Annotated in this window: 26 protein-coding genes; 18 read left to right on the top strand and 8 right to left on the bottom strand. The window is 66.3% G+C overall.

Annotated features, from left to right (window positions below; all coding sequences use genetic code 11):
• Nucleotides 1–11 precede the first annotated feature (11 nt).
• The 14 genes from ACMV5O_RS07245 to ACMV5O_RS07180 all read left to right on the top strand — a co-directional run bounded on the left by ACMV5O_RS07245 (nucleotide 12) and on the right by ACMV5O_RS07180 (nucleotide 13,434).
• Complete coding sequence (locus ACMV5O_RS07245) at nucleotides 12–380, top strand: TIGR03745 family integrating conjugative element membrane protein (protein WP_019484549.1); 369 nt, start codon at nucleotides 12–14, stop codon at nucleotides 378–380.
• Nucleotides 381–392: 12 nt separating this feature from the next.
• Nucleotides 393–803 (top strand): TIGR03750 family conjugal transfer protein, encoded by a 411-nt coding sequence (locus tag ACMV5O_RS07240; protein ID WP_031688119.1) that lies wholly within the window; start codon nucleotides 393–395, stop codon nucleotides 801–803.
• Nucleotides 800–1,492: a PFL_4703 family integrating conjugative element protein gene (locus ACMV5O_RS07235; RefSeq protein ID WP_416162866.1), complete on the top strand. Its 693-nt coding sequence runs from the start codon at nucleotides 800–802 to the stop codon at nucleotides 1,490–1,492. Before ACMV5O_RS07240 ends, ACMV5O_RS07235 begins: the two co-directional genes overlap by 4 nt.
• Complete coding sequence (locus tag ACMV5O_RS07230) at nucleotides 1,489–2,403, top strand: TIGR03749 family integrating conjugative element protein (protein WP_134586579.1); 915 nt, start codon at nucleotides 1,489–1,491, stop codon at nucleotides 2,401–2,403. Before ACMV5O_RS07235 ends, ACMV5O_RS07230 begins: the two co-directional genes overlap by 4 nt.
• Nucleotides 2,393–3,826, top strand: coding sequence for a TIGR03752 family integrating conjugative element protein (locus ACMV5O_RS07225; RefSeq protein ID WP_062798442.1), 1,434 nt, complete (start codon nucleotides 2,393–2,395; stop codon nucleotides 3,824–3,826). Before ACMV5O_RS07230 ends, ACMV5O_RS07225 begins: the two co-directional genes overlap by 11 nt.
• Entirely contained in the window at nucleotides 3,807–4,241 is a 435-nt protein-coding gene (locus tag ACMV5O_RS07220) for a TIGR03751 family conjugal transfer lipoprotein (protein ID WP_416162865.1), read from the top strand. Before ACMV5O_RS07225 ends, ACMV5O_RS07220 begins: the two co-directional genes overlap by 20 nt.
• Nucleotides 4,241–7,129: a conjugative transfer ATPase gene (locus ACMV5O_RS07215; RefSeq protein ID WP_416162864.1), complete on the top strand. Its 2,889-nt coding sequence runs from the start codon at nucleotides 4,241–4,243 to the stop codon at nucleotides 7,127–7,129. Before ACMV5O_RS07220 ends, ACMV5O_RS07215 begins: the two co-directional genes overlap by 1 nt.
• Nucleotides 7,130–7,142: 13 nt before the next feature.
• Nucleotides 7,143–7,886 (top strand): DsbA family protein, encoded by a 744-nt coding sequence (locus ACMV5O_RS07210; RefSeq protein ID WP_416162863.1) that lies wholly within the window; start codon nucleotides 7,143–7,145, stop codon nucleotides 7,884–7,886.
• Nucleotides 7,887–8,081: 195 nt separating this feature from the next.
• Nucleotides 8,082–8,576, top strand: a complete 495-nt coding sequence (gene radC / locus ACMV5O_RS07205) for a RadC family protein (RefSeq protein WP_124075402.1) — start codon at nucleotides 8,082–8,084, stop codon at nucleotides 8,574–8,576.
• A gap of 164 nt (nucleotides 8,577–8,740) precedes the next feature.
• Complete coding sequence (locus ACMV5O_RS07200) at nucleotides 8,741–9,190, top strand: TIGR03757 family integrating conjugative element protein (RefSeq protein WP_416162862.1); 450 nt, start codon at nucleotides 8,741–8,743, stop codon at nucleotides 9,188–9,190.
• Nucleotides 9,187–10,131 carry a TIGR03756 family integrating conjugative element protein gene (locus ACMV5O_RS07195; RefSeq protein WP_416162861.1) on the top strand — a complete coding sequence of 315 codons (945 nt, stop codon included), beginning with the start codon at nucleotides 9,187–9,189 and terminating at the stop codon, nucleotides 10,129–10,131. The genes ACMV5O_RS07200 and ACMV5O_RS07195 overlap by 4 nt, the downstream gene beginning before the upstream one ends.
• 10 nt (nucleotides 10,132–10,141) lie before the next feature.
• Nucleotides 10,142–11,548, top strand: a complete 1,407-nt coding sequence (locus tag ACMV5O_RS07190) for an integrating conjugative element protein (protein ID WP_416162860.1) — start codon at nucleotides 10,142–10,144, stop codon at nucleotides 11,546–11,548.
• A complete protein-coding gene (locus tag ACMV5O_RS07185) occupies nucleotides 11,545–11,898 on the top strand; it encodes a hypothetical protein (protein WP_003292115.1) in 354 nt (117 codons plus the stop codon). The genes ACMV5O_RS07190 and ACMV5O_RS07185 overlap by 4 nt, the downstream gene beginning before the upstream one ends.
• A gap of 15 nt (nucleotides 11,899–11,913) precedes the next feature.
• Nucleotides 11,914–13,434, top strand: a complete 1,521-nt coding sequence (locus tag ACMV5O_RS07180; RefSeq protein WP_416162859.1) for a conjugal transfer protein TraG N-terminal domain-containing protein — start codon at nucleotides 11,914–11,916, stop codon at nucleotides 13,432–13,434.
• 11 nt (nucleotides 13,435–13,445) lie between these two features.
• On the opposite strand, the gene ACMV5O_RS07175 is transcribed toward ACMV5O_RS07180, so the two are convergent.
• Genes ACMV5O_RS07175 through ACMV5O_RS07150 form a run of 6 tightly spaced genes read right to left on the bottom strand, consistent with a single transcriptional unit; the run spans nucleotide 13,446 to nucleotide 19,394 of the window.
• A complete protein-coding gene (locus ACMV5O_RS07175; protein WP_034037642.1) occupies nucleotides 13,446–13,820 on the bottom strand; it encodes a DUF3742 family protein in 375 nt (124 codons plus the stop codon).
• A gap of 14 nt (nucleotides 13,821–13,834) precedes the next feature.
• Entirely contained in the window at nucleotides 13,835–14,584 is a 750-nt protein-coding gene (gene qatD, locus ACMV5O_RS07170) for a Qat anti-phage system TatD family nuclease QatD (RefSeq protein WP_416162858.1), read from the bottom strand.
• Nucleotides 14,585–14,597: 13 nt separating this feature from the next.
• Complete coding sequence (qatC, locus tag ACMV5O_RS07165) at nucleotides 14,598–15,965, bottom strand: Qat anti-phage system QueC-like protein QatC (protein ID WP_034037638.1); 1,368 nt, start codon at nucleotides 15,963–15,965, stop codon at nucleotides 14,598–14,600.
• Nucleotides 15,962–16,846 (bottom strand): Qat anti-phage system associated protein QatB, encoded by an 885-nt coding sequence (qatB, locus tag ACMV5O_RS07160; protein ID WP_416162857.1) that lies wholly within the window; start codon nucleotides 16,844–16,846, stop codon nucleotides 15,962–15,964. Before qatB ends, qatC begins: the two co-directional genes overlap by 4 nt.
• The gene (gene qatA, locus ACMV5O_RS07155; RefSeq protein WP_416162856.1) at nucleotides 16,846–18,789 is read right to left on the bottom strand and encodes a Qat anti-phage system ATPase QatA; all 1,944 of its coding nucleotides are present in this window, start codon (nucleotides 18,787–18,789) and stop codon (nucleotides 16,846–16,848) included. The genes qatB and qatA overlap by 1 nt, the downstream gene beginning before the upstream one ends.
• A complete protein-coding gene (locus tag ACMV5O_RS07150) occupies nucleotides 18,786–19,394 on the bottom strand; it encodes a poly-gamma-glutamate hydrolase family protein (RefSeq protein ID WP_416162855.1) in 609 nt (202 codons plus the stop codon). The genes qatA and ACMV5O_RS07150 overlap by 4 nt, the downstream gene beginning before the upstream one ends.
• A gap of 228 nt (nucleotides 19,395–19,622) precedes the next feature.
• Between ACMV5O_RS07150 and ACMV5O_RS07145 the strand changes: the two genes are divergently transcribed.
• The 3 genes from ACMV5O_RS07145 to mobH all read left to right on the top strand — a co-directional run bounded on the left by ACMV5O_RS07145 (nucleotide 19,623) and on the right by mobH (nucleotide 23,341).
• Nucleotides 19,623–20,381 (top strand): type IV toxin-antitoxin system AbiEi family antitoxin domain-containing protein, encoded by a 759-nt coding sequence (locus ACMV5O_RS07145; RefSeq protein WP_416162928.1) that lies wholly within the window; start codon nucleotides 19,623–19,625, stop codon nucleotides 20,379–20,381.
• Nucleotides 20,374–21,294, top strand: coding sequence for a nucleotidyl transferase AbiEii/AbiGii toxin family protein (locus ACMV5O_RS07140; RefSeq protein ID WP_416162854.1), 921 nt, complete (start codon nucleotides 20,374–20,376; stop codon nucleotides 21,292–21,294). Before ACMV5O_RS07145 ends, ACMV5O_RS07140 begins: the two co-directional genes overlap by 8 nt.
• 202 nt (nucleotides 21,295–21,496) lie before the next feature.
• Entirely contained in the window at nucleotides 21,497–23,341 is a 1,845-nt protein-coding gene (mobH, locus tag ACMV5O_RS07135; RefSeq protein ID WP_416162853.1) for a MobH family relaxase, read from the top strand.
• A 26-nt stretch (nucleotides 23,342–23,367) separates the two neighbouring features.
• Here the strand turns inward: mobH and ACMV5O_RS07130 are convergent, their stop codons facing one another.
• The gene (locus ACMV5O_RS07130; protein ID WP_003282197.1) at nucleotides 23,368–23,667 is read right to left on the bottom strand and encodes a helix-turn-helix domain-containing protein; all 300 of its coding nucleotides are present in this window, start codon (nucleotides 23,665–23,667) and stop codon (nucleotides 23,368–23,370) included.
• 105 nt (nucleotides 23,668–23,772) lie between these two features.
• On the opposite strand from ACMV5O_RS07130, the gene ACMV5O_RS07125 reads away from it, so the two are divergent.
• The gene (locus ACMV5O_RS07125; protein ID WP_416162852.1) at nucleotides 23,773–24,399 is read left to right on the top strand and encodes a LysR substrate-binding domain-containing protein; all 627 of its coding nucleotides are present in this window, start codon (nucleotides 23,773–23,775) and stop codon (nucleotides 24,397–24,399) included.
• 47 nt (nucleotides 24,400–24,446) lie between these two features.
• Here ACMV5O_RS07125 and ACMV5O_RS07120 read toward each other — a convergent pair whose 3' ends face one another.
• Nucleotides 24,447–26,300, bottom strand: coding sequence for a tyrosine-type recombinase/integrase (locus ACMV5O_RS07120; protein WP_164926417.1), 1,854 nt, complete (start codon nucleotides 26,298–26,300; stop codon nucleotides 24,447–24,449).
• Nucleotides 26,301–26,368 lie beyond the last annotated feature (68 nt).

Below are 26,368 nucleotides of genomic sequence, written 5' to 3'. Positions count from 1 at the left end.
GGCCATACGCCATGAACATGCCACCGACACCCCATCGCATTTCGTCCCGCATCGCCGCACCGCTGCTGCCGCTGGCGCTCGCAGGCCTGCCGCTGTCGGCCTTCGCGCAGGGCCTGCCGACCATGGAAGACCCATCGCGCGGCCAGGGCAGCGGCATCCTGCAGACCTTGCAGAACTACGGCTACGACATCGTGCTGCTGATCGCGCTGCTCGTGGTCGCCTCGATGTTCGTCGGTGTCTGCTATCACGCCTACACGCGCTATTCGGAGATCCACACCGGCCGCGCCACCTGGGGCCAGTTCGGCCTGACGGTCGCCGTGGGCGCGATCCTGCTGGTGGTCGGCATCTGGCTGCTCACCAAGGCCACCGGCGTGCTGTGAGGGCGGCAAGCGATGGCCGTACCTCCGGAGACCCCGCGCGACATGCTGGTGACCTTCCTGCCGCACCGGCTTAACCGCCAGCCGGTGGTCGTGCGCGGGCTGACCGCCGACGAGTTGTGGATCTGCGCCGGCCTGTCGGCCGCCGCCGGGTTCGCGCTCGGCCTGCCGCTGGCCTGGCTCACGCACAGCATCGCCATGGTGCCCACGCTGATCGTCGCCGGCATCGCGCTGGGCGTCTTCGTCGGCGGTGGCTTCCTGCGCGCACAGAAGCGTGGCCGGCCCGACACCTGGCTGTACCGGCAGCTCCAGTGGCGGCTGGCCCTGCGGCACCCGGCGCTGGCAGCGCTCCTGGGCGGGCAGCGCCTCATCACCCGCGCGGGCTACTGGGCGACCCGGCGCAACGCCGATCGAGGGACGCCATGAGCCGTTTCAGGAACGAGGTTGCGCACCTGCAGGCGCACGTGAAGACGTTGCGTCTGGGGGCCGGCGCGTTGTTCGTGGTGGCGCTGCTGCTCGGCTTCGGTTGGTGGAGTGCGCCGAAGAGTCTGACCATCCATGTGCCGCCGGACCTGCGCTCGGGCAGCACGCGCAAGTGGTGGGACGTGCCGCCCGAGAGCGTGTATGCCTTCTCCTTCTACATCTGGCAGCAGGTACAGCGCTGGCCCACGAACGGCGAAGAAGACTACCCGCGCAACCTGCGCGCGCTGTCGGCCTACCTGACGCCGAGCTGCCGGGCCTTTCTGCAACAGGACTACGAGTACCGGCGCGCCAGTGGCGAGCTGCGTCAGCGCGTGCGTGGCATCTACGAGATTCCCGGCCGCGGCTACGGCGATGATCCGGCCACGCGGGTCAAGGTGCTCTCCGACCGCGATTGGATCGTCACGCTCGACGTGAGCGCGGACGAATACTACGGCTCCGAGCAGGTCAAGCGCGCCCTGGTGCGCTACCCCATCAAGGTCGTCCGGCTGGACATCGACCCTGAGCGCAACCCCTTTGGCCTGGCGCTGGACTGCTACGCCAGCGCACCCCAGCGCATCGAAACGCCGCCGACGCCGACCCAGGCCGGAGCGCCCACCAACGCCTCCGGCCACCTGCAGGGAGACTCCCCATGAAGCCCATTGCCTTGTCGGCCCTGGCCGGCGTCCTGCTGATCCTCGGTTTCGTGCCGGCCAGCCAGGCCGTGGAAATCCTGCGCTGGGAGCGGCTGCCCCTGCCGGTGCCGCTGGTGGTTGGCCAGGAGCGCGTGGTCTTCATCGACCGCAATGTACGCGTCGGCGTGCCGGCCAGCGTCGGCGACCACCTGCGTGTGCAGAGTGCGGGCGGCGCGATCTACCTGCGGGCGAGTGAGCCGATTCCGCCCACGCGGCTGCAACTGCAGGACGTGGAATCCGGCGCGGTGATCCTGCTCGACATCGCCGCCGAGCCGGCGAAGGACGGCCAGGCGCCGCTGGAGCCGGTGCGCATCGTGGATGCGGAAGCCCCCGCCAAGCGCTACGGCGGCGGTGCAGCAAGCGGCGCGGACGAGCAGGCCGATGCGCCCGCGGGCAAATCCGTTCCCCGGCGCGAAACGCCGGTACCGGTCGTGCTGACGCGCCATGCCGCACAGAACCTGTACGCGCCGCTGCGCACCGTCGAGCCGGTCGCCGGCATCGGGCGCGTAAACCTGCGCCGCGGCCTCGCGCTGGACACCTTGCTGCCGACGTTGCCGGTGCACGCGCGGGCACTGGCCGCGTGGCGCCTGGAAGACCAGTGGGTGACGGCCGTGCGACTCACCAATACCTCGGCGCGCTGGCTCGACCTCGACCCGCGCGCCCTGCAGGGAAACTTCGTGGCGGCGACCTTCCAGCATCCGAACCTGGGGCCGGCCGGCACCGCGTCCGACACCACGGTGCTCTACCTGGTCACGCGCGGCCACGGCCTGGCCGAGTCGCTGCTGCCGGCGCTGAGCCCGATCGACGCCAGCGTGAACCTGCCGCCGGCCGCCGCGGCCGGCTCGACCGGAGGAGCGCGCGATGAAAAGTAATCCGTTGCTCAAGTGGCTGCTGATCCCGATGGCGCTGCTGCTGGTGTTCGTCGGCATCAAGCTGTTCTCCGGCGCCCCCGGCGGCCAGCCCGCCCCCAAGGGCGCGGCCGGTACGCTCACGCCCGAGGAGATGAAAGCCCTGGGCATCGCCGGCGACACGCCGCGCGATACCGTCGCCACGCTGGTGGCCCAGGTGAAGCAGTTGCGCACCGAGCTGCAGAGCGCGCTCGGCGACAACAAGCAGCACAAGGCCGAGAACGAGCGCCTGCGCGCGCGGGAAAGCGCGATCGACCAGCGCATCCAGAGCGCGCTGGAGGGCGAGCGCAACCGCCTGGAGCAGGAACGCACCCAGGTGGCCAGCGACAGGCAGCAGACCCAGGGGCTGCTGCAGGATCTGCAGCGGCAACTGGACGGCCTTGCCGGCAAGGGTGGCCCGTCCGACTTGCCCGTCGGGCTGGGGCTGGAAGAGGGTGACGGCAAGCGCTTCAACCGCGGCACCAATGGCACGCAGTGGGTCGAGCCCGACGATGCCAAGGTCGACGCCAAGAACGGCAGCAAGGAGCCGAGCTTTCCCCTGAGCTTCGGGCCGGCCCAGAAAAGCCTGTCGGCCGCAGTGGAATCCGTCGCCGACGTCGGCAGCCGCGCGGTGGGCGCATCCACGAAGGCCGTCTACACCGTGCCATCGAACTCGACGCTCATGGGGTCGGTTGCCATGACGGCGCTGATCGGGCGCGTGCCGATCGATGGAACCGTCAACGACCCGTACCCTTTCAAGGTGCTGATCGGCCCGGACAACCTCACGGCCAACGGCATCGACATCCCCGATGTGGCCGGCGCCGTGGTCAGCGGCACGGCCTCGGGCGACTGGACGCTCTCGTGCGTGCGCGGGCAAATCCGCTCGGTCACGTTCGTGTTCCAGGACGGCACCATCCGCACGGTGCCGGAGGACAGTGGCAAGGGCGGTACCAGCGGCGGCAACGCGGGTCACAACGGCGCCAGCATCCAGGGCGGCCTGGGCTGGATCAGTGACCCCTACGGCATTCCCTGCGTCAGCGGCGAGCGGCGCAGCAACGCCCAGCAGTACCTGGGCAGCCAGGCGCTCATCACCGCAGCGGGCGCCGGCGCGGCCTCGCTCATCAAGTCCGACAACGGCAGCGTGGCCGTGGTCGCCAACAGCAACGGCTCGCTGGGCACCGTCGGCATCAGCGGCAACGAAGCGATGGGCCGCATCCTCGCGGGCGGCGTGCGCGACATGGCCGATTGGGTCAACAAGCTCTACGGCCAGGCCTTCGCGGCGGTCTACGTGCAGCCTGGCGCCAAGGTGGCCGTGCATCTGGAGCAACCACTCGACATCGACTACGACGCCAAGGGGCGTCGGGTCCACCACCGCACCGGAGAAGCCCATGCCTCGGATCTGGATTGACGCGGCCGCCGTGCTGCTGGCGGCCACCCTGCTCGGCGGCTGCGCCACCAGCAAGGAGAAGCTGCTGCCACACGGCGACAGCACCATGCTCGACATCTGGCATCAGGAGACCGGCGGCAGCGCGGGCGGCGGCCAGGCCGCGCGGCAACTGCTCGATGCGCGCCAGGGCCTGCGCCGGTCGCTGGCCGATGCCGATGTGCAGGCGGCGCCCGGCGTGCAGGCGCGCTACACCCGCACCGCGCAGAACGAGATTCACCACCAGTTCCACCGCCTGCCGAACCCCGACCTGGTGATGTACGTGTTCCCGCACCTGGCGGGCACCGACCCGGTGCCGGTGCCCGGCTACAGCACGGTGTTCCCGCTCTACCAGCGCGTGCAGTACGCGATGCCGGGCGAGCGCGTGGAGGACTACTGATGGCCTGGTCGCTGCCGTGGTCACGCAAGGGCGACGCATCGCCTGCTGACGCCGTGGATGCGGCCGATGATGCCTGGGCACGGCACGTGACGGCCTTGGCGGCACAGGGTGTCGCCGAGCCGGGCAGTGCGCTCGGCCGGGGCCGGCGCAGACCGGCCACCCAGGCCGACCACGATGCGCTCTATGGCGTCGCGCCGTCGTTCGCGGACTTGCTGCCCTGGGTCGAGTACCTGCCCGACACCAAGTGCATGTTGCTGGAAGACGGCCAGTCGGTGGCGGCCTTCTTCGAGCTGGCGCCGGTCGGCACCGAGGGCCGCGAGATGGCCTGGCTGTGGCAGGCGCGCGATGCGCTGGAGAACGCCCTGCAGGACTCCTTCGACGAGTTGGACGACAACCCCTGGGTGGTGCAGCTCTACGCCCAGGACGAGGCCGACTGGGACAACTATCTGCGCTCCCTGGCGAACTATCTGCAGCCGCGTGCGCAGGGCAGCGCGTTCAGCGACTTCTACCTGCGCTTCTTCGCCCATCACCTGCGGGCCATCGCCAAGCCGGGTGGCCTGTTCGAGGACACCACGGTGACGCGCCTGCCGTGGCGCGGCCAGGTCCGGCGCGTGCGCATGGTGGTCTACCGCCGCACGTCTGCGGCCCCGGCCCCGCGGCGTGGCCAGTCGCCCGAGCAGGCGCTGACCACGATCTGCGACCGCCTCGTCGGCGGGCTGGCCAATGCCGGCATGAAAGCCCGGCGTCTCGGCGCGGCGGACATCCATGCCTGGCTCCTGCGTTGGTTCAACCCGAATCCGACCTTGCTCGGCGCCACTGCCGAAGACCGGGAACGCTTCTACGCGCTGACCCGCTACCCGGAAGAGCGGGAGGAGGGCGAGATCGAACTCGCCAGCGGCACCGACTTCGCGCAGCGCCTGTTCTTCGGCCAGCCACGCTCGGACGTGCCGAACGGCCTGTGGTTCTTCGACGGCATGCCGCATCGGGTGATCGTGATGGATCGCCTGCGCACGCCACCCGTGACGGGCCATCTGACGGGCGAGACGCGCAAGGGCGGCGACGCCATGAACGCGCTGTTCGACCAGATGCCCGAGGACACGGTGATGTGCCTGACGCTGGTCGCCACGCCCCAGGACGTGCTGGAGGCACACCTCAACCACCTCGCCAGGAAGGCCGTCGGCGAGACCCTGGCCTCGGAGCAGACCCGGCAGGACGTGCAGCAGGCGCGCGGCCTGATCGGCAGTGCGCACAAGCTCTACCGCGGCGCGCTGGCGTTCTACCTGCGCGGCCGCGACCTGGCCCAGCTCGATGCGCGCGGCCTGCAGCTCGTCAACGTGATGCTCAACGCCGGCCTGCAGCCGGTGCGCGAGGAAGACGAGGTGGCGCCGCTGAACAGCTATCTGCGCTGGCTGCCGTGCGTGTTCGATCCGGCTGCCGACAAGCGCCAGTGGTACACCCAGCTCATGTTCGCGCAACATGCGGCGAACCTGGCGCCGGTCTGGGGCCGCAGCCAGGGCACGGGGCATCCGGGCATCACGTTCTTCAACCGCGGCGGCGGGCCGATCACCTTCGATCCGTTGAACCGCCTCGACCGGCAGATGAACGCGCATCTGTTCCTGTTCGGCCCCACGGGTTCGGGCAAGAGCGCGACGCTCAACAACATCCTGAATCAGGTGACGGCGATCTATCGGCCGCGCCTGTTCATCGTCGAGGCGGGCAACAGCTTCGGCCTGTTCGGCGACTTCGCCGCACGGCTGGGTCTCACCGTGCATCGGGTGAAGCTCGCGCCCGGCGCGGGCGTCAGTCTGGCTCCGTTCGCCGACGCCTGGCGCCTGGTCGATACGCCGAGCCAGGTACAGACGCTGGACGCTGATGCGCTCGACGAAGACCAGACCGATGCCGGCATGGCCGTGGAAGGCGATGAGCAGCGTGACGTGCTCGGCGAACTGGAGATCACTGCACGGCTGATGATCACCGGCGGCGAGGACAAGGAAGAAGCGCGCATGACGCGCGCCGACCGCAGCCTGATCCGCCAGTGCATCCTCGATGCGGCCCAGCGCTGCGTAGCGGAGAAGCGCACGGTACTGACCCGCGACGTGCGCGAGGCGCTGCGCGAGCGCGCCCGCGACGCCACGCTGCCTGAGATGCGGCGCGCACGGCTGCTGGAGATGGCCGACGCCATGGACATGTTCTGCCAAGGCGTGGACGGCGAGATGTTCGACCGGTCCGGCACGCCGTGGCCCGAGGCGGACATCACCATCGTGGATCTCGCCACCTTCGCGCGCGAGGGCTACAACGCCCAACTCTCGATTGCCTACATCTCGCTCATCAACACCGTCAACAACATCGCCGAGCGCGACCAGTTCCTGGGCCGCCCGATCATCAACGTGACGGACGAAGGCCACATCATCACGAAGAACCCGCTGCTCGCGCCCTACGTGGTCAAGATCACCAAGATGTGGCGCAAGCTCGGCGCCTGGTTCTGGCTCGCCACGCAGAACCTGGACGACCTGCCGAAAGCGGCCGAGCCCATGCTCAACATGATCGAGTGGTGGATCTGCCTGTCGATGCCGCCCGATGAAGTCGAGAAGATCGCGCGCTTCCGCGAACTCAACGCTTCGCAGAAGGCGCTGATGCTCTCGGCCCGCAAGGAGGCCGGCAAGTTCAGCGAGGGCGTCATCCTGTCCAAGTCGATGGAAGTGCTGTTCCGCGCCGTGCCGCCCAGCCTCTACCTGGCGATGGCGATGACCGAGCCCGAAGAGAAGGCCGAACGCTTCCAGTTGATGCAGCAGCACGGCATCAGCGAGCTGGACGCCGCCTTCCGCGTGGCCGAGAAGATCGACCGTGCGCGGGGCATCGAACCGCTGGCGCTGGATACGTTGGCCTGACGGGAGCGACACGATGCGCCTGCCCTCATTCGCCCGCCGTCATCCCTGGATCGGTCTGCTGATCGTGGTGACGATTGCGGTTGCCTGGTGGATGCTGCTGCGCGCGCCGCATCCGGCAACCGAGTCCATGCCCCTGGCCGCCGCCGGGTCCGAGGCGCCGAAACCGGCTGGCCCGCCCTGGCTGTATGGCCGTGCCGATGCGCGCTTCACGGTGGTCGGCTACGCCGACCTGGAGTGTCCGTACTGCCGGGCCTACTTCCCCGAACTCAAGCGCTGGATCGACGCCCATCCCGAGGTGAACTGGCAGTGGCACCACCTGCCGCTGTCCATGCACGAGCCGGCCGCGACCGCCGGGGCACGCCTGGCCGAGTGCGCGGGCGAGACGGGCGGACATGCCACGTTCTGGCAGGCCGTGGCGTGGCTCTATGCGCACACGCGCGGCGACGGCCAGGGCCTGCCGGACGGTCTGCGCTATCCCGACCTCACGCCAGCCATGCAGGGTTGTCTCGACAGCGATCGCCCCGATGCGGTCATCCGTGCTCAGGCGGCGGAAGCCGCACAGCAGGGCCTCGCGGCCACGCCGGCCCTGCAACTGCGCGACCGCGAGTCCGGCAAGACCCTCCTGCTGCACGGCCCCGTCGAAGGCGACGCCTTGCTGTCGGCCATCGACCTGCTTGCCGCCGGCAGCACGACCGCGGCCGAACCCGCCCATTCCCCAGACATGCCCGCCGGCGTCGCCGGTGACATGCCCAGGTAGCCATCGATCTTCAAGGCTGCGGCGCGGCTCGTCCGCGTTGATCGAAACCCGTTCGCATCGCATCCCTTGACGCGAACAGCCACCGCATCCGCGGTGGTGGATGCCCGCTCGTCACCTGTTCCATCCCCATCGTCCCCCGGAGGGTTTGCCCTCCTGGGGCAGGCGCCCTCCGATCTCATCCATTGGAGGTTCGCCATGTCTCTTGCCATCGCCGACTCCCGCCCGGAGTCGCTCACCCTGATCGCCGCCCAGCACGAAGACTGGATCATCCAGCAGGCCATCACCCTGCTGGAGAACCGCGTGTTCAAGGCCGGTCCGGCGCTGGGCAGTCCCGCCGCCGTGCGCGACTACCTGCGCCTGAAACTGGTCGCGGAGCCGAACGAAATCTTCGCCGTCGTGTTTCTCGACAACCAGCACCAGGTGCTCGCCTTCGAGCCGCTGTTCCAGGGCACGGTCGACCAGACTTCGGTGTATCCGAGGGTGGTGGTCCAGCGTGCGCTGGCGCTCAACGCTTCGGCGCTGATCCTGGCGCATCAGCATCCCTCGGGGAACACCGAGCCCTCGGCCGCTGATCGTGCGATCACCGAGCGGCTGAAGAGCGCCCTGGCCACCGTCGATGTCCGGGTACTGGATCACTTCATCGTCGGCAAGGGCAGCCCGTACTCGTTCGCCGAAGCCGGCTTGTTGTAGCACCACCCCACGCGCATTCCTTTCATCACCACGGGAGCCCTTGGCTCCCGTTTCTTTTCGCCGGTGCGCAGGAAATCGGGACTGACCGGTTTCGGTTTCTTTGTCGTCCCCTGATCTGCGTTGCGCTCGACTACGAGTCTGCATCGACTCCGCGGAGGCGCGACATGCCGGTTCATTCCCTTGATCTTCCTGCCGTCTCGCGGTGCCCCCTGGCCGCGAGGGTGGCCGCTGGACTGTGCGCCGCGCTGCTCGGTCCCATCGCGGCGGCCGCCGATGTGCTCGTCATCACCGACAGCCGTCATCCGGTGCAGGCTCCGGCCGGCGTGCGGGTCATCGAGCTGGACCAGGCCACGCGCATCGAGGTCGAACTCGCCGCGCACCTGCCGGCCGACCCGCAACAGGCCGCAGCGGTGGTGCGGCAGCGGTTGCATGACGGCGGCGAGGCGCTGCAGCGCCGCATCGGCCATGCCTACCAAGGTGTCGCGGATGCCTGGGGACTGGGCATCGCCAAGATTCCCGCCGTCGTGGTCGATCGACGCTACGTGGTCTACGGCGAGCCCGACGTGCCCCGCGCCGTCGCGCGCATCAAGGCCTACCGGAGCACGCAGCCATGAGCCTCCTGCTGGCACGCCGGCGCCTGCGCGCCACCGCCGCCTCGCTGCTGCTGGGCGCGGCCACGTCGACGTTCGCCCTGGACACCGCCACCATCGTCTCGTCGGCGCTGTCCCCCGACTGCCTCGAATACCGCGTGGTCGGAATCTGCTACTGGCTGTACTGCACGCCCTTCGGCTGCTCGGTTCGCACTTCCGTCAAGGTGCGCCACTACGTCCCCGATGCGGTGGTGTCGAGCTACTCGAACACCGGCGAGAACCCGTGGCTGGAAGTCAGGGCGATGAGCATGCCCAACCCGACCGCCAAGGCTGGCGGTGACGGCACGACCAATCACGACAACGAGAACAACCTCGCCAAGTTCAAGAACGCCGATGTCATCGGCCATCCGGCCGGGATGGTGTTCAGCCAGTTCGCCAGCGCCTCCGGCTACACCTGCGAAGGCGCGGGCACGGCCTTCATGCCGTATCTGCTGAGCACGCTCGACACGATCGCTTGGCGCTACAACATCCCGGAAGCGTTCTACCCCGAAGCGCTCATCCCCGGCCGGCGCGAAATCGGTACGCGCACCGGCCTGAACCTCTGGGGCAACGTGTATCCCCGCGGTGGCTTCCTACACCAGACCGACGACCACAAGAGCGGCGCCGTGGTCGCGCAGCGCGCGGGCGATATCGTGACGCGCCGCAACCAGATTCACGTGTACCAGCCGCTGCTGGCCAACGCCCGCGACGGCTACTGGCCGGCCGGCGCGCTGATGGAGACCGACGCCTCGACGGGCAAGTGGCAGGAGCTGACGCCCGCGCTCTCGAACAGTTGCGTGGTCTTCCCGCACAGCCGCACTCGCGTGCAGGCCCAGCAGGGCGACTACGCCTGGGCCTTGTGGCGGCCGTACTCCTGCTGCCGGCGCCGTGGCCAGGTCTTCCTCGGCAGCGTCGATTTCATGTGAGGAACCCACGATGAACGCCTCCCTCCCTGACTTCCTGCGCCGCGCGAAATTGCCCCTGCGGGCCACGCTGCTCGTGGCGGCCATAACGCTGGTCGTCGGCGTCGCCTGGGCGCAGACGCGCATCGACCCCAATGGCGTGAACGTCAGCGGCAGCGTGATCGGCGACGACGTGCTCTACAGCATCGGCGGCGGCCGGGCCGTGTCGATGGGTGGTGCCGGCAACATGCAGAGCATCGGCGTCGGCGTCGGCTGGAACAGCAACCTGATCTGCGGCGACATGAGCATCACCACGACGCTGCAGAACCAGCTCAACGGCATCACCAACGGCTTCCAGACGATCATGAGCAACGTGATCCAGAACGCCACCGGCGCCGTGGCCTCGCTGCCAGCCCTGATCATCCAGCGCGCCGACCCGGGGCTCTACAACCTGCTGACCAACGGCATCCTCCAGGCGCGCCTGGACTTCGACCGCTCGAAGATGACCTGCCGGGCCATCGCCAATCGGATGGCGGACATGGCCGGCGGCCAAGCCGGCTGGGACCAGCTCGCCGAGGGGATGGCGCTGCGGGATGCGGTCAGCAGCACCGACGCCGTCTCCGCCGTCGAGCAGGCCGAGTCCAACAAAGGGAACAACGGCGTGCCCTGGGTCGGCGGCGGCAACGCGGGCGGCTCCGGCCAGAGTTCGATCAAGGTGGTCGGCGACGTGACGCGCGCGGGCTACAACCTGCTCAACGGGCGCAACGCCACCGATACCTCGTCGATCGCGCGCAGCGCCTGCGGCAACCGCCTGACCTGCCAAACCTGGTCCTCGCCCCAGGCGGCCGCCGACTGGGCGACCCGCGTGTTGGGCGAACGCGAGCAACGCACCTGCGAAAACTGCACGAAGACCCAGACCACGCCTGGCGTCGGGCTCACGCCAATGATCCAGGAAGAGTACGAGACCAAGCTGCAGGCGCTGCAGGAACTGGTGACGGGGGCCCGGCCGACGACGTTGGCCAATCTCGACGCAGCCGGCAGCAGCTCGCTGCCGATCACCCGCGGCGTGATCGAGGCCCTGCGTGACGAACCCGACCAGGACGTGCTGGGCCGGCGCCTCGCGTCCGAGGCTGCGCTGTCCAGCGTGCTGGAGAAGGCCCTGCTGCTGCAACGCACGTTGCTGACCGGCAAGAAGGAGCCGAACGTCGCTGCCAACGAGCTGGCCGTGCAGGCGGTCGACCAGGAGAACAGCGCGCTGGAGCAGGAGATCAACAACCTCAAGACCGAGCTGGAACTGCGGCGCACGCTGGCCGGCAACTCGGCGATGGCGATCATCCAGCGCCACAGCACCCGCGCTGCCGGCTCGCGCGGCGTCTTCGAGGGCGACACCACGCGCGACCGTCTGCGGGAAATCCAGAAGCCGCGGAGCGGTACGCCATGAGCCGGCTGGCCTGGCTGCGGCTGCCATGGCTGTTCAACCGCCGCGTCGGCGTGGCGCTGCTGTGGACCTTGCTGGTGGTCGCTGCCGCGGTGGCGGTGAACATCGCCGGCATCCACGTGGTCGGCGGCGTCGAGGGCTGGCAGCACTGGCTGCAGGCGCACGCCGGCCACTTCTTCGTGTGGCGGCTGTGCCTCTACGGAGCGACGGCCTACGGCTGGTGGTGGATGCGCCGGCGCCTGCTGCGGCGGGAGCCGTCCCGCGAGACACATCAGCGCCTGCTGCGCACGGAGATCGCAGCCGTGATCGCCGTGGTCGCGCTGGAAGCCAGCCAACTGTTGCGGCACGGCTGAGACCGGGAGGCAGGCATGACGCTCTACACGACGGACTACCTGGAGTATTACCTGACCCTGGTGGCTTGGGTGGTCAACAACGGCATCTGGAGCATTTTCGTGGCCAGTGGCGTGTTCGCGCTGCCGTTCATGGCCATCGTGATCCAGGAGTGGCTCAAGGCCCGCGGCGAAGGCGCGGACGAGGGCAACAAGGGCGTGCTGTCGTCGATGCGCATCGAGAACCGGGTGTGGGTGGCGATCGTGGTCATCATGTTCGCCGGCATCCCGTTCATCCCGGTGGATCTCGCCACGATCAAGTTCGACACCACGCGCTCCGCGCAATGCCAGGTCAACGTCCCACTGCCCAACGACACGGGCTGGTCCAACGTCTACACGGCGCTCAACGACCAGAGCGCGCTGGTGCCGGTGTGGTGGTTCTTCATGCACGCGCTGTCGAAAGCCGTGACGGGCTCCGCGGTGGCAGCGATTCCCTGCGGCACGGACCTGCGTCAGATTCGCATGGATGTGGATGCCACGCGCATCGACGATCCGGTGCTGGCACAGGAGGTCGCCGACTTCACGCACGACTGCTACGGGCCGTCGCGCGCCAAGCTGTTCATGAACCGGCCGACGCTCTCCGACGAGCAGATGAACGACGTCACCTGGATCGGGTCGAGTTACTTCCTCGACACGCCCGGCTTCTATGACACCTATCGCGCCAAGACCCCACGCACGGCCTGGCCCTACGACGCGACCCGCGATGCGGGTCTGGCACAGGTGGACAGCGGCGGCGGCTATCCATCCTGCCGGCAGTGGTGGGCCGATGGCGGCCAGGGACTGCGCAGCCGGCTGCTGGCACAGGTCGACCCGGACCTGCTGACTCGCATCGGGCGCTGGGTGGGCTTCCTGTCGCAGAGCGAGGTCAATGACTCGGTGATCCGCGCCGTGGTCTCGCCGAGGCAGCAGAAGATGAACCAGGGCGCCGTCTACACCGACTACGGCGGCCAGATCGACAAGACGCTGCCGAACATCGTCACGCGCGGCGCGAGCGACCTGGGTCTGACCGTCGGCTCGCTGGGCTTCTTTCCGGCGATGGACGTGGTGCGCCAGGCGCTGCCGATGGTGCTGACGATGCTCAAAATGGCGCTCGTCATCTGCATCCCACTGGTGCTGCTGATCGGCACCTACGACCTGAAGACGGTGGTGACGGTGAGCTGCGTCCAGTTCGCGCTGTTCTTCGTGGACTTCTGGTTCCAGCTCGCGCGCTGGATCGACAGCACGATCCTCGATGCCCTCTATGGCTGGGGATTCGGGGCAAATCGGCCGCACACCAACTTCGATCCCCTGATCGGCCTGAACAACGCCTTCGGGGACATGCTGCTGAACTTCGTCATGGCGACAATGTTCCTCGTACTGCCGAGCTTGTGGGTTACCGCACTGGGCTGGGTAGGTGTTCGTGCTGGCGGCATGCTTCAAGGTTTGGCAAACGGGACCAGGGACGCAGGGCAAGCAGGTGGCAAGGGATCGAATCTATTGATCAGCGCTGCCAAAAAGTAGCTTGCCGTACATCAGTCGTCTTCAAACCGCGGGTCTGGATCGTCGTTGTGCATCGTTGGGTGATAGAACAGACCTTCGCGGTGATCGCGCTCCTCTGCCTTGCGACCGAGAAAATCGGAATCGCTTTCCGTGTTGTCTTGCCTTGCGATCCAAGCCGCAGCCAAGATGCCCCCAATCAGCAACGCCAGCCAGAACGCGACGTAGAGCAGTATCCCGAGCGCCGTGAGCTTGAGTACCGCGAGAACGACCTTGGCAACGTTCGGCGTCCATCCTTGAGCCACCAGCCATCCATTCGCCCGGCGATCCAAACCCACGCAACCTCGCCATGCCCGACCCAACATCCGGCCCAGGCGTTCCGCGAAAGTTGTCTGTACAACGGGTTTCATGATGACTACCAGGGTTATGCCAAAAGGGCTCGAAGGTTGCCGCGAATGACGTCCGCCATTTCGGCCGCTTGCATACCGCGCAACCGGCCTAGAGCTTCCACCACGATTGCCACATCGACCGGTTGCGAGGGTCGCTCGCCGGTGCGGGTGAAGGGCCCATCTGTCTCAGTCAGTATCCGATCCAAGGGGATGGTCTGAACCATCGCGGCGTGTCTCTCCTTGTCCAGCATTCCCGCATTGATCGAGAAGTAGCAACCCAGTTCCAACGCTCGCTTCGCGTCGCTTTGCGTTCCCGTGAACCAGTGAAGAACGATCTTGCCACGTTCCGGCGGCAGATGCGCCTCGACAAGATCGAGCACCGCCTTGGCCGACCTAATGCTGTGGGTCGTGATGATCTTGCCACCCGCCTCAGCGCAACGTTGCAACACGTGCTGAAACACGCGCTTCTGGGCATCGAGCGACTTGAAGAACCGAGGACCGGCGTCCAACCCGACCTCGCCGACATAGCGAGTCTCTGAAAGATACCGGTCCCATAGCTCGATTTCGTTCTCGCGCTCTGCGACCAACTGGGGGTGCAGCCCGAGCGCCGCTCGAACATGCTTCGTGCACTGTGCGAGTTCGTGATTGCGAGGCCAGGCGCGAGGTGTCGTCGTCACCGCAAGCGTGAACACCCCGGCCGCGTCCGCGTTCCGAACAGCCACGGCATGGTCCGGATAAAGGTCCAAGTGGCAGTGAAAGTCCACGAGACCGGTTGTTGCGATCATGCGCGCATCCTAGTCAACTCGGCCGCGCCTCGACGCCATCGATGAGCCGGGCGACTTCATCAAGGCCGCGCCGGTAGACATCGGCGAGTTCATCGAGGTGCGCGGCTTCGTCAGCAAGCGAGCCGGGTTTATGGATCAAGAGGTTCGCAAGCTCCGGTCGCCCTTTCAAGCGCTCGATTGCGTACTGAAACGACCTGACCTGCTTTCCGGGCGACTCGCGCGTGTCCAGTGGCTGCGCGCGGAGGTCCGGCACGGTGTACGTAGTCGCATCGTTTCCGTTACCCCATGCCGCCATCAGCGCCGCACGGCGAATCAGGCACGGCAAGCAATACCCGCAGTGCTCGATTCCGAGTCCCTGCCACCGACCCTTGGTGGGGGAGGAACACGACAGAGAGTCCGTCGCCAACTTCTTCAAGAGTGCTGGGTTGCGACAGCCCGCGGCCATCTCCCCTTTCGTTTTGTCCCAATAGGGGTTCAGGATCTCCCCGTCTATGCCGAGTGCGCCGAGCAGGTCGTTCCACCTTGCCATGTAGTACGGGTGCGTCGTGCGGGTACTGTTCGAGCCCAGCCGCAGTGGGTCCAGAGGCACATTCAGAGCGATCAGCCCGTTCTCGGGAACCCGCAGCGTGAAGCGTCGTCCCAGTCCAGTACCAGCGAACACCCCGAGCGCGAGGAACAGGAACGATCTTCCCCGCGTGCTGTTCTCCGAGCCGACTCCTTCCACGAGGCCATCGTCGAAGGTCATTCCGACGCGTAGCCGCTCGAAGGATGACCTGTCGTAGTGCTTCTTCAAGCCCGTAAGCAACTTGCCCTGCGCGTCGCTGGTGGCGCCTTCACCGAAGTGACTGACCAGCAATGGGGTCGCGCCGTCCTCCAAGAGGTCTATGGCGCCGATAAGGCTGTCAAGCCCGCCCGAAAAGAGGCTCAGGGAGTCGAAGGGTGGACAGATAAGACTCGGGGGCGCCTCCTCAGCGATCGTCGCGAACCGAGCCGGACGCGCCCTGAACCCGATCGTCCATTGATCTCCCGTCAAGAAATCCAGCGACTTCTTCAGCGTCGCTGTCGCAGTTCCCCAACGAACCGGATCACTGACCGGAACAACCAGACGAATCTCGCGCGTCCAGGAGTCTTGCGATTGCTCAGCTCGCGAGATGCGCGTGTCCGCGGCATGCACGTGAGCAGCCAGCACTAGCAGGTCGACGCCAATCTCCGAGGGAAAAACGCCGATCTTCTTCAAGCTGGTTAGCGCACCACCGATGCCATGGTCCAGGGACTTCTCGCCGGCGACGAGCTGCAAGTAGGTCCTCTGTTCATCCACACCGACCGGAACGTCAACGTGGTCATCGGGACCGAAGCGCCCCGCCAAGAGTTGTCGCTTCATTGGTTGGCCTCCGCATCCCCCAGGGTCTGCAGGATCGCAAACGCGGACTCGTACACGGTGTCCACGAAGGTTTGAATCCGTTCGGGCGTGAGATTCGGTGACTCCGCCCGGGCCCGGGTCAGCGCGTCGCTCACCCCGCCCCGAATGAAGTCGCGCAACTGCTGTTCGACGCGGTGTGCCGATTGGGCGTCCACTGGCATGGTCACGGCCTTGGTGCCGATGTCATTGCAGATCCGCGCTTCGATCGCATGCGTGGCGTACAGCTCGAAGACCGTTTGCATCTGATCCGGCGTGAAGGTGGTCAGGTCAGTCAACCCTTCGCTGGCCAGTTCAACGACGGTTTCGATGTAAGCCTCACGGGCGATGCCTTCATCGACGGTGCCTGCGCCTGGGCAGATGTAGTCGGCCAGGCCCACGAAAATCTCGGTGATCGGGCGACCTGCCAGGGACTCCAAGTCGAGCGCGCGCAAGGCCTCGCGCACCCCCCGCGCCTGCGCGTCAACCAGGAAGCCGAGAAGGCGCGCGCCGGCACTGCGAGAGGCTCCCATTCGCTGGGCTGCCTGCCCGGCACCGCCGGCGGATGTGGAGACGTATCTTGAGACGGCTCGGCCAAGGTTGGCCCTGTCAGTGCCACCGGAACCAGCAAATCGCGTGAAGCAATTGCGGGCGCCGGAGAAACGCTGCGGGTCTGCCGTTCTTGGAATGGGCAGGCGATTTGGCGGCACAGGCGGCGCGCCGCCGTCGGCCGGCGGCTGGCCGTCCGGCCCAGCTCCCGTGCCTGCGGGAGCAGCGGGAGCCTCACCGCCATCAGCGCCGCCGAGCCATGACGGAACAAGCGGAGTACCGCCGCCAGGGCCACCGTAAGCCGTCGAAGTCCCCATCAGCGTCCTCCCTTTACGTCCTTGAGGGCCGCTTCGGCGCTTGCTTTGAGGCCGGGGTTATTGGCGACCTTGCTCCACTCGCCCAGCAGCTTTGTCAGACGAGTGGCGCATTCGGCATCTTTGATGACACCCTGCCAGCCACTGACAGTCCATGGGCCACACTTGCCACTTGGCAATGCTTCCAAAAAATCCATCAACCGGCCCTGCAAGCCAGGTTGCGCCTTCACGAGGACGACAAGCCCATCAACACCCGCTGGCTTGGTGTCGAAGGTGCCCGTGCTCATGATCTTGGTGCGCACGGCCTCGAACACCTTCTCCGCTTCGGGCTGCACGAGCTGCTTCAACTCGGCCTCGTAGCCCTGGACGGTCATCTTGCCGCCGAACAGCTTCTCCACCACGCCGGCCAAGTGACCCAGCACGGACACCGGGCCGAAGTAGTCCTTCTTGTCCTTCGTCACGAACAAGTAGGGGCGTAGATCGAGACCCGAGAGTTTGGGTGACAGGCGCGCCCAGTCGCATACCGTCTCTGACGACCGCCATTCAGCCAATACGGCGTTGTCAAGCGCGGGCCCTGGCTCGCCGGCTCTCTGTCCCTTCCGCTCGCCGGCCTGCGATTCCTTACCGTCGGCCGTCGCCAGCCCCTTTTCAAGCGTATCGAGGTCCTCGCATAGCCCCTGCGGGTGGACCGCGGCGACAAACGCGATCTGCTCGAACAGCCTCGGGATGAAGCGCTCAGCGAGCATGAGCTTCGCGAGCACGGGCAGTTTGATATCGTCCCCGAATCCGCGCGCGGCCGCAGTACGCTCACGCAGCAGCAGCGTGTTGAGGAAGCGTTTGATCTGACGCGGGTTGCCCTTCGTACCGCTCGCCAGGATGGGGCCAATCTGGTCACTGAGGGCAAGCGCGTTGTTCGCCTTCTCGGCTTGCTTGCTGAGCGCCGTCTTGACGGTCGCCGCATCCAAACCGCCACTGGTCCAAGGACGCTTCAGCTTCTCACGCGCCACGCCAATCAAGTTCGCATAGTCTGCGTCGTTTTCACCGATTTCGGCGCCGGCCAGCAGCAGCGTGACGTAAATCCGTGTCTCGGTCTCGCCCAGCGCCGGGATACGGAATGGGACCTGGATGAGCTTTTCGAGGTAGTTGCGTGCGTAGTCCCGCGGTCCGGTGCTGTCCGGCAGATCGGGAAAGTGCTTGCGCACCGCATACTCGATCATCGCCTCGTCGGCCGCGACGACGAACGCCGTCCGGGCGGTGAACACGAACAACCGGATCGCTTCGAGCGTTTCGATGGCGGTGTCTGGCAAGCAGCGATCGAGGTCATCGATCAGGACGATGAGCTGTTTGATCCCCGCGTCCTTCAGGAGCTGGTCGAAGGCCTTGCGGAACGCTTCCACTTCCTCGGGCACATTCTTTGTTTCGCCCGGCTTCAGCACGGCCTTCACCTCGTCGATCGCCGTCGAGAGGTTTTCTTTCGTGGCGAGCTTGGCAGGATCCGCTATCACCGCTTCGAGCGAGCCGACGATAGCTCCGATTTGATCGGGTGTCGGAATGCCTGTGAACGCGGTCAGGGCGAGGCCGCCGGCTCTCTTCGCCACCTTCAGCCAGTCGATGCGCCGGAAGACATCCTTGACCGCGGCCGCGGCCTTGTTCAGGGCCGGACGCTTCTCGACCAAGCCCGTGACGATCCCCTCGATCAGGGCGATCTTGGCATCCTCGAAGCCTTGAAAGCGCCATCCGTTGAACTTGAGGCACAGGACTTCGTCCTTGTCGGCGAACCCCGCCTCGATCATTTCGAGCACGCTGGACTTGCCCGCACCCCAGTCGCCATGCACGCCGATCGTCACCGGATGGTCGGGCCTGGCGCGAAGCAACTCGATGATCGTGGTCGCGATGGCCTCGTTGTTCAGCAGGTCGACCCGGGTTTCGTTGTCGGTCAGAATCATCGGCGTTGATCTCCCCCTGGCAGTTCGTTTGGCAAGTTCAAGAGTACGGAGCGGATAGCTGCGGACACCGCATCACGCGGCCCATCCAGCCTGAGACCGAGGGTCAATTCAACTTGCACGCCAACACCGCGCCGTCCCCGATTGCAGATGTTGTTCGGATCGGTTGCCGGGAACGAGTGCCCCTTCAGATCGACTTCCACACCAAGCCGAGCAATGGCTTGTCCGATGGATATCTTCAATGGGTCGTCAAGGCCGCCCATCAGGACGCGCTGTGCCTTGCCGCCGCAGCCGTGGATCGCGACCACGTGGTCGCAGGCGGATAGCAGTGCCAGGCAGCGCGGTTCATCAAATTTGTGGCTGGTCAGATGAAGTGCAGCGTAGTTGCCAGCCTGACGAATTCCTTCGAACAGATAGAGATTGATGTCCGTGCCAGCGACGGCTCGCGCGATGTCCGACGTGAACTGCTCAATACCTCCGCCATGCGGTGCGATGACGGCGATGGATGATCCGGCGAACGGGCGTACATGCACCCTGTAGTCCGTTCCTTCGGCTTGCGCGCTGGCCAAGTCGGCATAGCTGCCATATCCATCGGCAAGGCTACTCATCGCGCCCCTCGACTGGGAGCGCCGGCCCTTGGAGCGATGCCAGCAAGATTGCGCACAGCGGCTCAGGCATCAGGCCCCCGTTCGAAGAAGTTGCGGCTGGCCGAGCCGGGTTGGCTTGGGTCGCAGGATGATTAGATTGTGCATTAAAAATCAAACCTCATGCTACTTTCTCTGCGCGCTCTTGCGATAGCTCTAGGGGCTGATTTGATTCCGTGCTATCTTTATAACATGGATGGAAATTCTAGGCACCAGATAATCAAGCGGCTGCAGGCGGGACTCCCCCGCGGGGCGCCGTTCGACCTTGCCACCCTGAGCCAGTTTGGGGTGTCGCCCCAGCTCGCCGCCCACTATGCCGACGGCGGGTGGCTCGTGCGCCTGGCCCATGGCGTCTATGCCTTCCCGAACGATGCGTTCGGGGTCTACGGTGCGCTGAAGTTCCTGCAACAGCGCGTGCCCGGCCTGCACGTCGGCGGCAAGAGCGCCCTGGCCCTGCAGGGGGTGCGGCACAACCTGGGCAGCCGGGAGGCGCTGGTGCTGTGGGGCGACGGTCGCTTTGCGTTGCCGGTCTGGTTCACTTCGCGCTTTCCGGCCCGCTACGTCCACGCCCGCCTGTTCGACTGGCCGGATACGGTGCTGGCCGGCAAGACCCTGACCACGCCGCCTGGCCTGCCCGAGGATCTGCGGGTGGCTGCCTCCGAGCGTGCCGTTCTGGAGTTGCTGTACGAAGCCGGCGTCAAGCAGAGCCTCGAAGAGGCCCGCAACATCTTTGATGGACTGCGTTCCCCCCGCAAGGATTTGCTCGGACAACTGCTGTCCTGCTGCACCAGCGTGAAGGCCGTGCGCCTGTTCCTCACCTGGGCGCGCGAGACCAGCCTCGTGGATGTCGATGCCCTGCTGGAGCAGTACCCGGTTCGCACCGGCAGCAACACGCGCTGGATGAGCCGGCTCGATGACGGAACCCTGCTGAGCCTGAAACCTCATGGATAAGACCTACGCGGACACCGTTCGCCTGCTGCTGGCCGTCGCGCCCGACGTGTTCGCCAACGACATCTTCGCCATGAAGGGCGGCACGGCCATCAACCTCTTCGTGCGGGACATGCCGCGCCTTTCGGTGGACATCGACGTGGTGTACCTCCCGTGGCAGACGCCGCGCGACGAAGCGCTGCAAGCCATCAACCAGGAGCTGGCCGCCATCGCCACGCGCGTTGCGCCACTGGGCGTGCAGACACGCCTGGTTCGCGCCAAGGACCTGGGAGACACCAAGCTGATCGTCGAGAACGATGCCAACCAGGTGAAGATCGAGGTCAATGTCGTGTTCCGCGGCAGCGTGCTGCCCGTCGAGCGGCGGCCGCTGAGCGCCAAGACCAGCGATCTGTTCGGCGTCGAGTTCGAGCTGCCGGTTCTGGCACCGGACGAGCTGTACGCCAGCAAGCTGGTGGCCGCGCTGGATCGACAGCACCCCCGCGACCTGTTCGACGTGTGGCAGCTCTACGAATCGGGCGACATCAGCGACGGCATGGTCGAGTGCTTCGTGATCTATTTGGCGGGCCACAACCGGCCGCCTCACGAAGTGCTGTTCGGCAACGACAAGGACATCGCCGGCGAGTACGAGCGGGCCTTTGTCGGCATGACCGAAGTGGACTGCTCCCTGGAGACACTGCTCGACGCTCGCGCCAGGCTGCGGCGCGAGTTGCCACAGCGACTGAGCACCGCGCACAAGCAGTTTCTGAGCGGGCTGGTGCGCGCAGAGCCGGACTGGTCGCTGGTGCAATGCCAGCACGCCGCTCAACTGCCGGCACTGCGCTGGAAGCTCGCCAATCTCGAAACCTTCCGCAAGCGCCGTCCCGACGACTTCGCAGCGCAATCCGCCGCCCTCGACACCGGCTTGGGCCAGAGCTGACGAACGTCCCGCAGCGCCCCACTTGCCGGGATTGCCCCATACCGTATTCATCGTGGCACCCGCGCAGCTGCGGCCCTATACCCAAAGGCTTCCGACAAAGGCCAAAGGGCTGGGAAGGGGCAAAGGAAGGGCGCCAAGGGGAAAGGCCCTATCCTGAAAAGGCCAAAAGGCGCCCCGAGCAGCCCGTCATCCGGGGTTCGCCATGCTCTCGCTGTTCCAGCGCAAACGGGTGCCACCCACCGCCGGCACACCGCCCACATCAGCCATCGAAATTCCGAAAGGGTTGGCGCGGCCGGAGTCGGCCGCATCGCTGCTGGCCACGCCGCGTCGGCAGAAACTGCTGGAACACATCTGGCAGCGCACATCGCTCTCGCGCCGGCAGTTCGCCACGCTCTACCTCGCCCCACTGGAGCGCTACGCCGAGTTGGTCCAGCAGTTCCCGGCCTCCGAGAACCACCACCACGCCTATCCGGGCGGCATGCTGGACCACGGCCTGGAGATCGTCGCCTATGCGCTGAAATTGCGGCAGTCATACCTGCTGCCTGCGGGCGTCACGCCGGAGGCACAAGCGGCCCAGGCCGAAGCCTGGACTGCAGGCACGGCCTACGCGGCCCTGCTGCACGACATCGGCAAGATTGCGGTCGATCTTCACGTCGAGCATGCCGACGGCAGCGTCTGGCATCCCTGGCACGGTCCGCTGCGAAAGCCCTACCGTTTCCGTTACCGAAAGGAGCGCGAGTACCGCCTGCACAGCGCCGCCACCGGGCTGCTCTACGCGCGCCTTCTCGATCGGGACATCTTCGACTGGCTCAGCGGCTATCCCGACCTCTGGGCCGCGCTGCTGTACGTGCTGGCCGGCCAGTACGAGCATGCCGGCACGCTCGGCGAGCTGGTCGTGCAGGCCGACCAGGCATCGGTCGCCCAGGAACTCGGCGGCGATCCCAGCAAGGCGCTGGCGGCGCCCAAGCATGCGCTGCAACGCAAATTGCTCGACGGCTTGCGCTACCTGCTCAAGGAAGAATTCAAGTTGAACCAGGCCGGCCCGGCGGACGGTTGGCTGACCCAGGACGCCTTGTGGCTGGTGAGCAAGACCGTCTCCGACAAGCTGCGCGCCCATCTGCTGTCGCAGGGCATCGACGGCATCCCGGCGAGCAACACGGCGGTGTTCAACGTGCTGCAGGATCACGGCATCGTGCAACCGACGCCGGATGGCAAGGCGATCTGGAAGGCTACCGTCACCAGCGACGCCGGCTGGTCGCACGCCTTCACCTTCCTGAAACTCTCGCCGGCGATGATCTGGGATGCCGCCGACCGGCCGGCGCCGTTCGCAGGCCGTGTGCAGGTCGAAGAGGAACAGGCGGAGCCGCAGGCGCCGGCGGTGGCCGATGGGCCGCGCGCGGAAGGCATCGAAGCTGCATCCGCGAGCACGGCGCCGATCGCATCCACAGCCACGGATACCGGCGTGGCCGCGCTACTCGACCTGCTGGGCGACACCGCTCCACCCACGGCACCGGAGATCCCGAGTTCCCCTGTTGCCGAGCCCGAGCCGGCCCCTTCGACCGTGCCCCCACCGCAGATGGGCCTCGCGCCTTCCCAGGATCGCGCGGAGCCCTCCGGGGCGCACTTCATGGTCTGGCTGCGTCAGAGCATCCAGACGCGCAAGCTCATCATCAACGACGCCAAGGCCCTGGTGCATACCGTCGCCGGTACGACCTACCTCGTCAGCCCCGGCGTGTTCCAGCGCTACGCGCAGGAGTACCTTCAAGTCGCCGCGCTGGCCAAGCAGGAGAAGCTGGAGGGGTGGCAGTGGGTCCAGAAGCGCTTCGAGAAGCTGGGACAGCACCGCAAGCAGCCGAGCGGGCTGAACATCTGGACCTGCGAAGTCACGGGGCCGCGCAAGTCGCGCCGGCTGCACGGCTACCTGCTCGTCAGCCCGGAGGCGCTGTTCCAGGAGACGCCGCCAGACAACCCATACCTGCGGCTCGTCAACGAGGCCGCAAAGCGCGAAGATTCAGCCCTTGGGGGCAAGGACGACGATCAGGCGTAGGCATGCGACCGCTGTGCGGGCCGGCTTCAATCCGCGGATGGGGCCGACTCTGCCAGCTTGGCTTCGGTCAGAGTCATCAAGTGGGCGGAACTGCATTTCAGCGCACGGGCAATCTTGAGGATGAGAGGGAGCGTGGGGACATGCTCGCCGCGCTCGATCTTGCCCATGTGCGACCGTTCGATGCCGGCCATGTGGGCCAGCGTTTCCTGAGCGATGCCCTGGTTGGTTCTTTCTTCCCGCACGGCAGCCCCAAACGCGATGGCTGGTTCCGCTTCGTAGGTAGTGGTGCCGGTGGGGCGGCCCCTTTGGATCGAACGCTTTGGCATTGCCAAGAGCGTCGAACACGGTCACGATTTAAACCACGTTAAACTTAACTCATACAACGGCTTCGAGATCAGTTGCCACGAGTTCACCGCCTGGGGGAGTTGGACGTGGAATCGAGTGACATCACCGCCGAAATTCGCATGGCCGTCCTCGGCGAATGGGTGCCTCCCCAGCTCGCCGACGTGCTCGCCCTGCAGCGTGCCGAAGAGCCGGAGACTCATGCCGTCCTGGCCGGCTGGACAGATCCCGGTCGAGGCGCGGAGATGCCGGACGACGGCTTCGACTTCGCCTTGTCTGCGGTTGCCCGGCAGTGGCCTGGCTGGGTATGCGAACCGCTGTGGCATGACACGCTGGCGGTCGCCGTGGCCAAGCGCTCCCACCTGCTGGCCCACCGTGAAGTGCCGTGCGGGGAAGTGCTCAAGCAGCCCTTGATCTGCTCGCAGTCCACGGCCGATGAACCATGGCGCATGACCGTGCAGCGCGTGTTCGAGAACGCGCTGCAGGAGCGGGAGCAAACGGTGGAGACATTCGATGTGGTGATGACGCTGGTTGCCGCCGGGTACGGGATCACCATTGCGCCCGCCGCGAGACTGGCGAGCTACCTACGCCGAGGCATCGCCATGCGGCCGCTGGCCGGCGCACCAACGATCGTGATGGCTTATCTGCTCCGCCGCAACGCTTCCTTGTCGGACACCCAGGCAAGATTCGCCCGCCGCGCGCGCTTGGTGTCCTGACAGACGCGCGGGGATCGCGGTTTCGCCACGATCCTGCATTCCTGCTGCTAGGCGACCCCGACGCGCAGCGGGGTCCATTCGCTTTCCTTCACGGCTGTGCTCACTGCCATGACGAGCTTGTCGAGATTGCTGGCCGTCACGCCTTCCAGTGCCGAACGCCCCCGCAGCATCGAGCGCGGTTGCAGCAGTGCATGGTAGATCTGCCAAGGGTCCGCACCCCTGGTCAGCTTCAGGACGGACTGGATCAGCTCGTGCTTGAGTGGGTCGAGGTGCCAGTCCGGCACCCGCTGGCCGCGGTTGCCCACGTTCAACGCCAGCAAGTTGCCCGCCTTGATCTCGTAGCTGATCCACCTGCGGGACTTGCCCGCCATCTTGGCAAACGCAGCGACGGGAAGGTTGTGCGGCGCTTCGAAGACATCGAACAGTTCCATCCTCTCGCGCTGAATGTCCGAAGGCACCAGCGGCGCGGCCGATCGAGGGGGCGGAACCGCCGGCAGCCGATGTGCGGCGGCAGAAACCAACGGCATGGCGTCACCCGGCTTCGTCACGAGCAGGATTGGCGAAGCGGCAACCGGCGCGGAGGGCGCGCTTGCGGTTTGCTCACTCGGAAACGCGGGCACGCCTTCCAGATGCACGGTGAGCGGCATGCTGGCCGCCTCGACCTGGTTCTGCTCGAAGAGGTCGAGCCGATCGGCCCAGTCCTGCATCATGCGGCGACGCTGCTCCACGTACTCGGCATGGTTGTAGGTCGCGCTGACCTTGTTGGGATCGACATGCGAGAGCTGTGCATCCACCCAGACCTTCGGGTAGCCGATCTCGTTGAGCGCAGTGGACATCGTGCCGCGGATACCGTGTCCGGTCAGGCGCTCCTGATAGCCCATGCGTTTGAGCGCACCATTGAGCGTGTTCTCGCTGATGCGCTTCTTCAAGTCGCTGTCGTGCCGGAACAGGTGGCGCTGGGCCGGCTTGAACTCATCCAGCAGGTGCCGGACGATCTCCATGGCCTGAATCGACAGCGGCACGATGTAGGGCGGGATATCCTTTGGCTGCTGCCGCTTCTTGCGCATATCCAACTGGAGTTGCTTCACGACGTCGGGCGGGATGATCCACAGCCCACGGTCCAGATCAAATTGATCCGGCGTCGCCTGTCGCAGCTCTCCGGTTCGCACGCCGGTCAGCAGCAATAGCCGCAGCCCGAGCTGGGTCTGCCGCCTGCCGCGATAGCTGCGCAGCCGCTGCAACAGCTTCGGCAGCTCGGCCATGCGCAGGAACGGGTTGTGGTTGACGGGTGGCAGCGGCAGCGCCACCACATCGAGATCGGAGGCGGGGTTCTGCTCCAGGCCCGGCACGATCACCAGGGCGTAGCGGAACAGTTGGTTGAACCACGTCCTGACTTTCTCGGCGACGGAGAGCGCCCTGCGCTTCTCGATCTTGGCGATCACCTCCAAGAGGTCGGGACGCTTGATCTCATAGATCGACCGCTTGCCCAAGGCGGGCAGCACATCCTTGTCGAAGATGCGCGGAAGTATCGAGAGGGTCGTCTGCCGGCCTTCCTTGAGGCTGAGCCCGCGATGCTTGAGCCACTTGCGATACACCGCCTCGAAGGTATTTTCGTCGGCGAGCCGGACAGCGGTGCGCTTCTGCTTGCGGTGAACGCGAGGATTGGTGCCTTTGGCCAGCAGGGCGCGCGCTTCATCGCGTAGGCTGCGGGCCTCGCGAAGTGTCACCTCCGGGTAGGTGCCGAGCGACATCCGCTTCTGCTTGCCCGCCCAGTAGTAGCGGAAGTGCCAAGTCCTGCCCCCTGCAGCGGTGACGGCCAGGGAGAGGCCATCCAAGTCAGGGAGGGTGTATGCCTTGCCAGTTGCCTTGGCCTGTCGAACGGCCAGGTCTGAGAGTGCCATGCTCTTGCTCCTGAACATGAGTCAGGAACCAGATGCTGGTCACGTCGACCTCGCCCCTCCATCAACAA

Source organism: Thauera sp. WH-1 (assembly GCF_047806685.1).
GTDB lineage: Bacteria > Pseudomonadota > Gammaproteobacteria > Burkholderiales > Rhodocyclaceae > Thauera.
The sequence above is the reverse complement of the archived record's forward strand: the minus strand, read 5'-3'. Positions and strand labels throughout refer to the sequence as shown.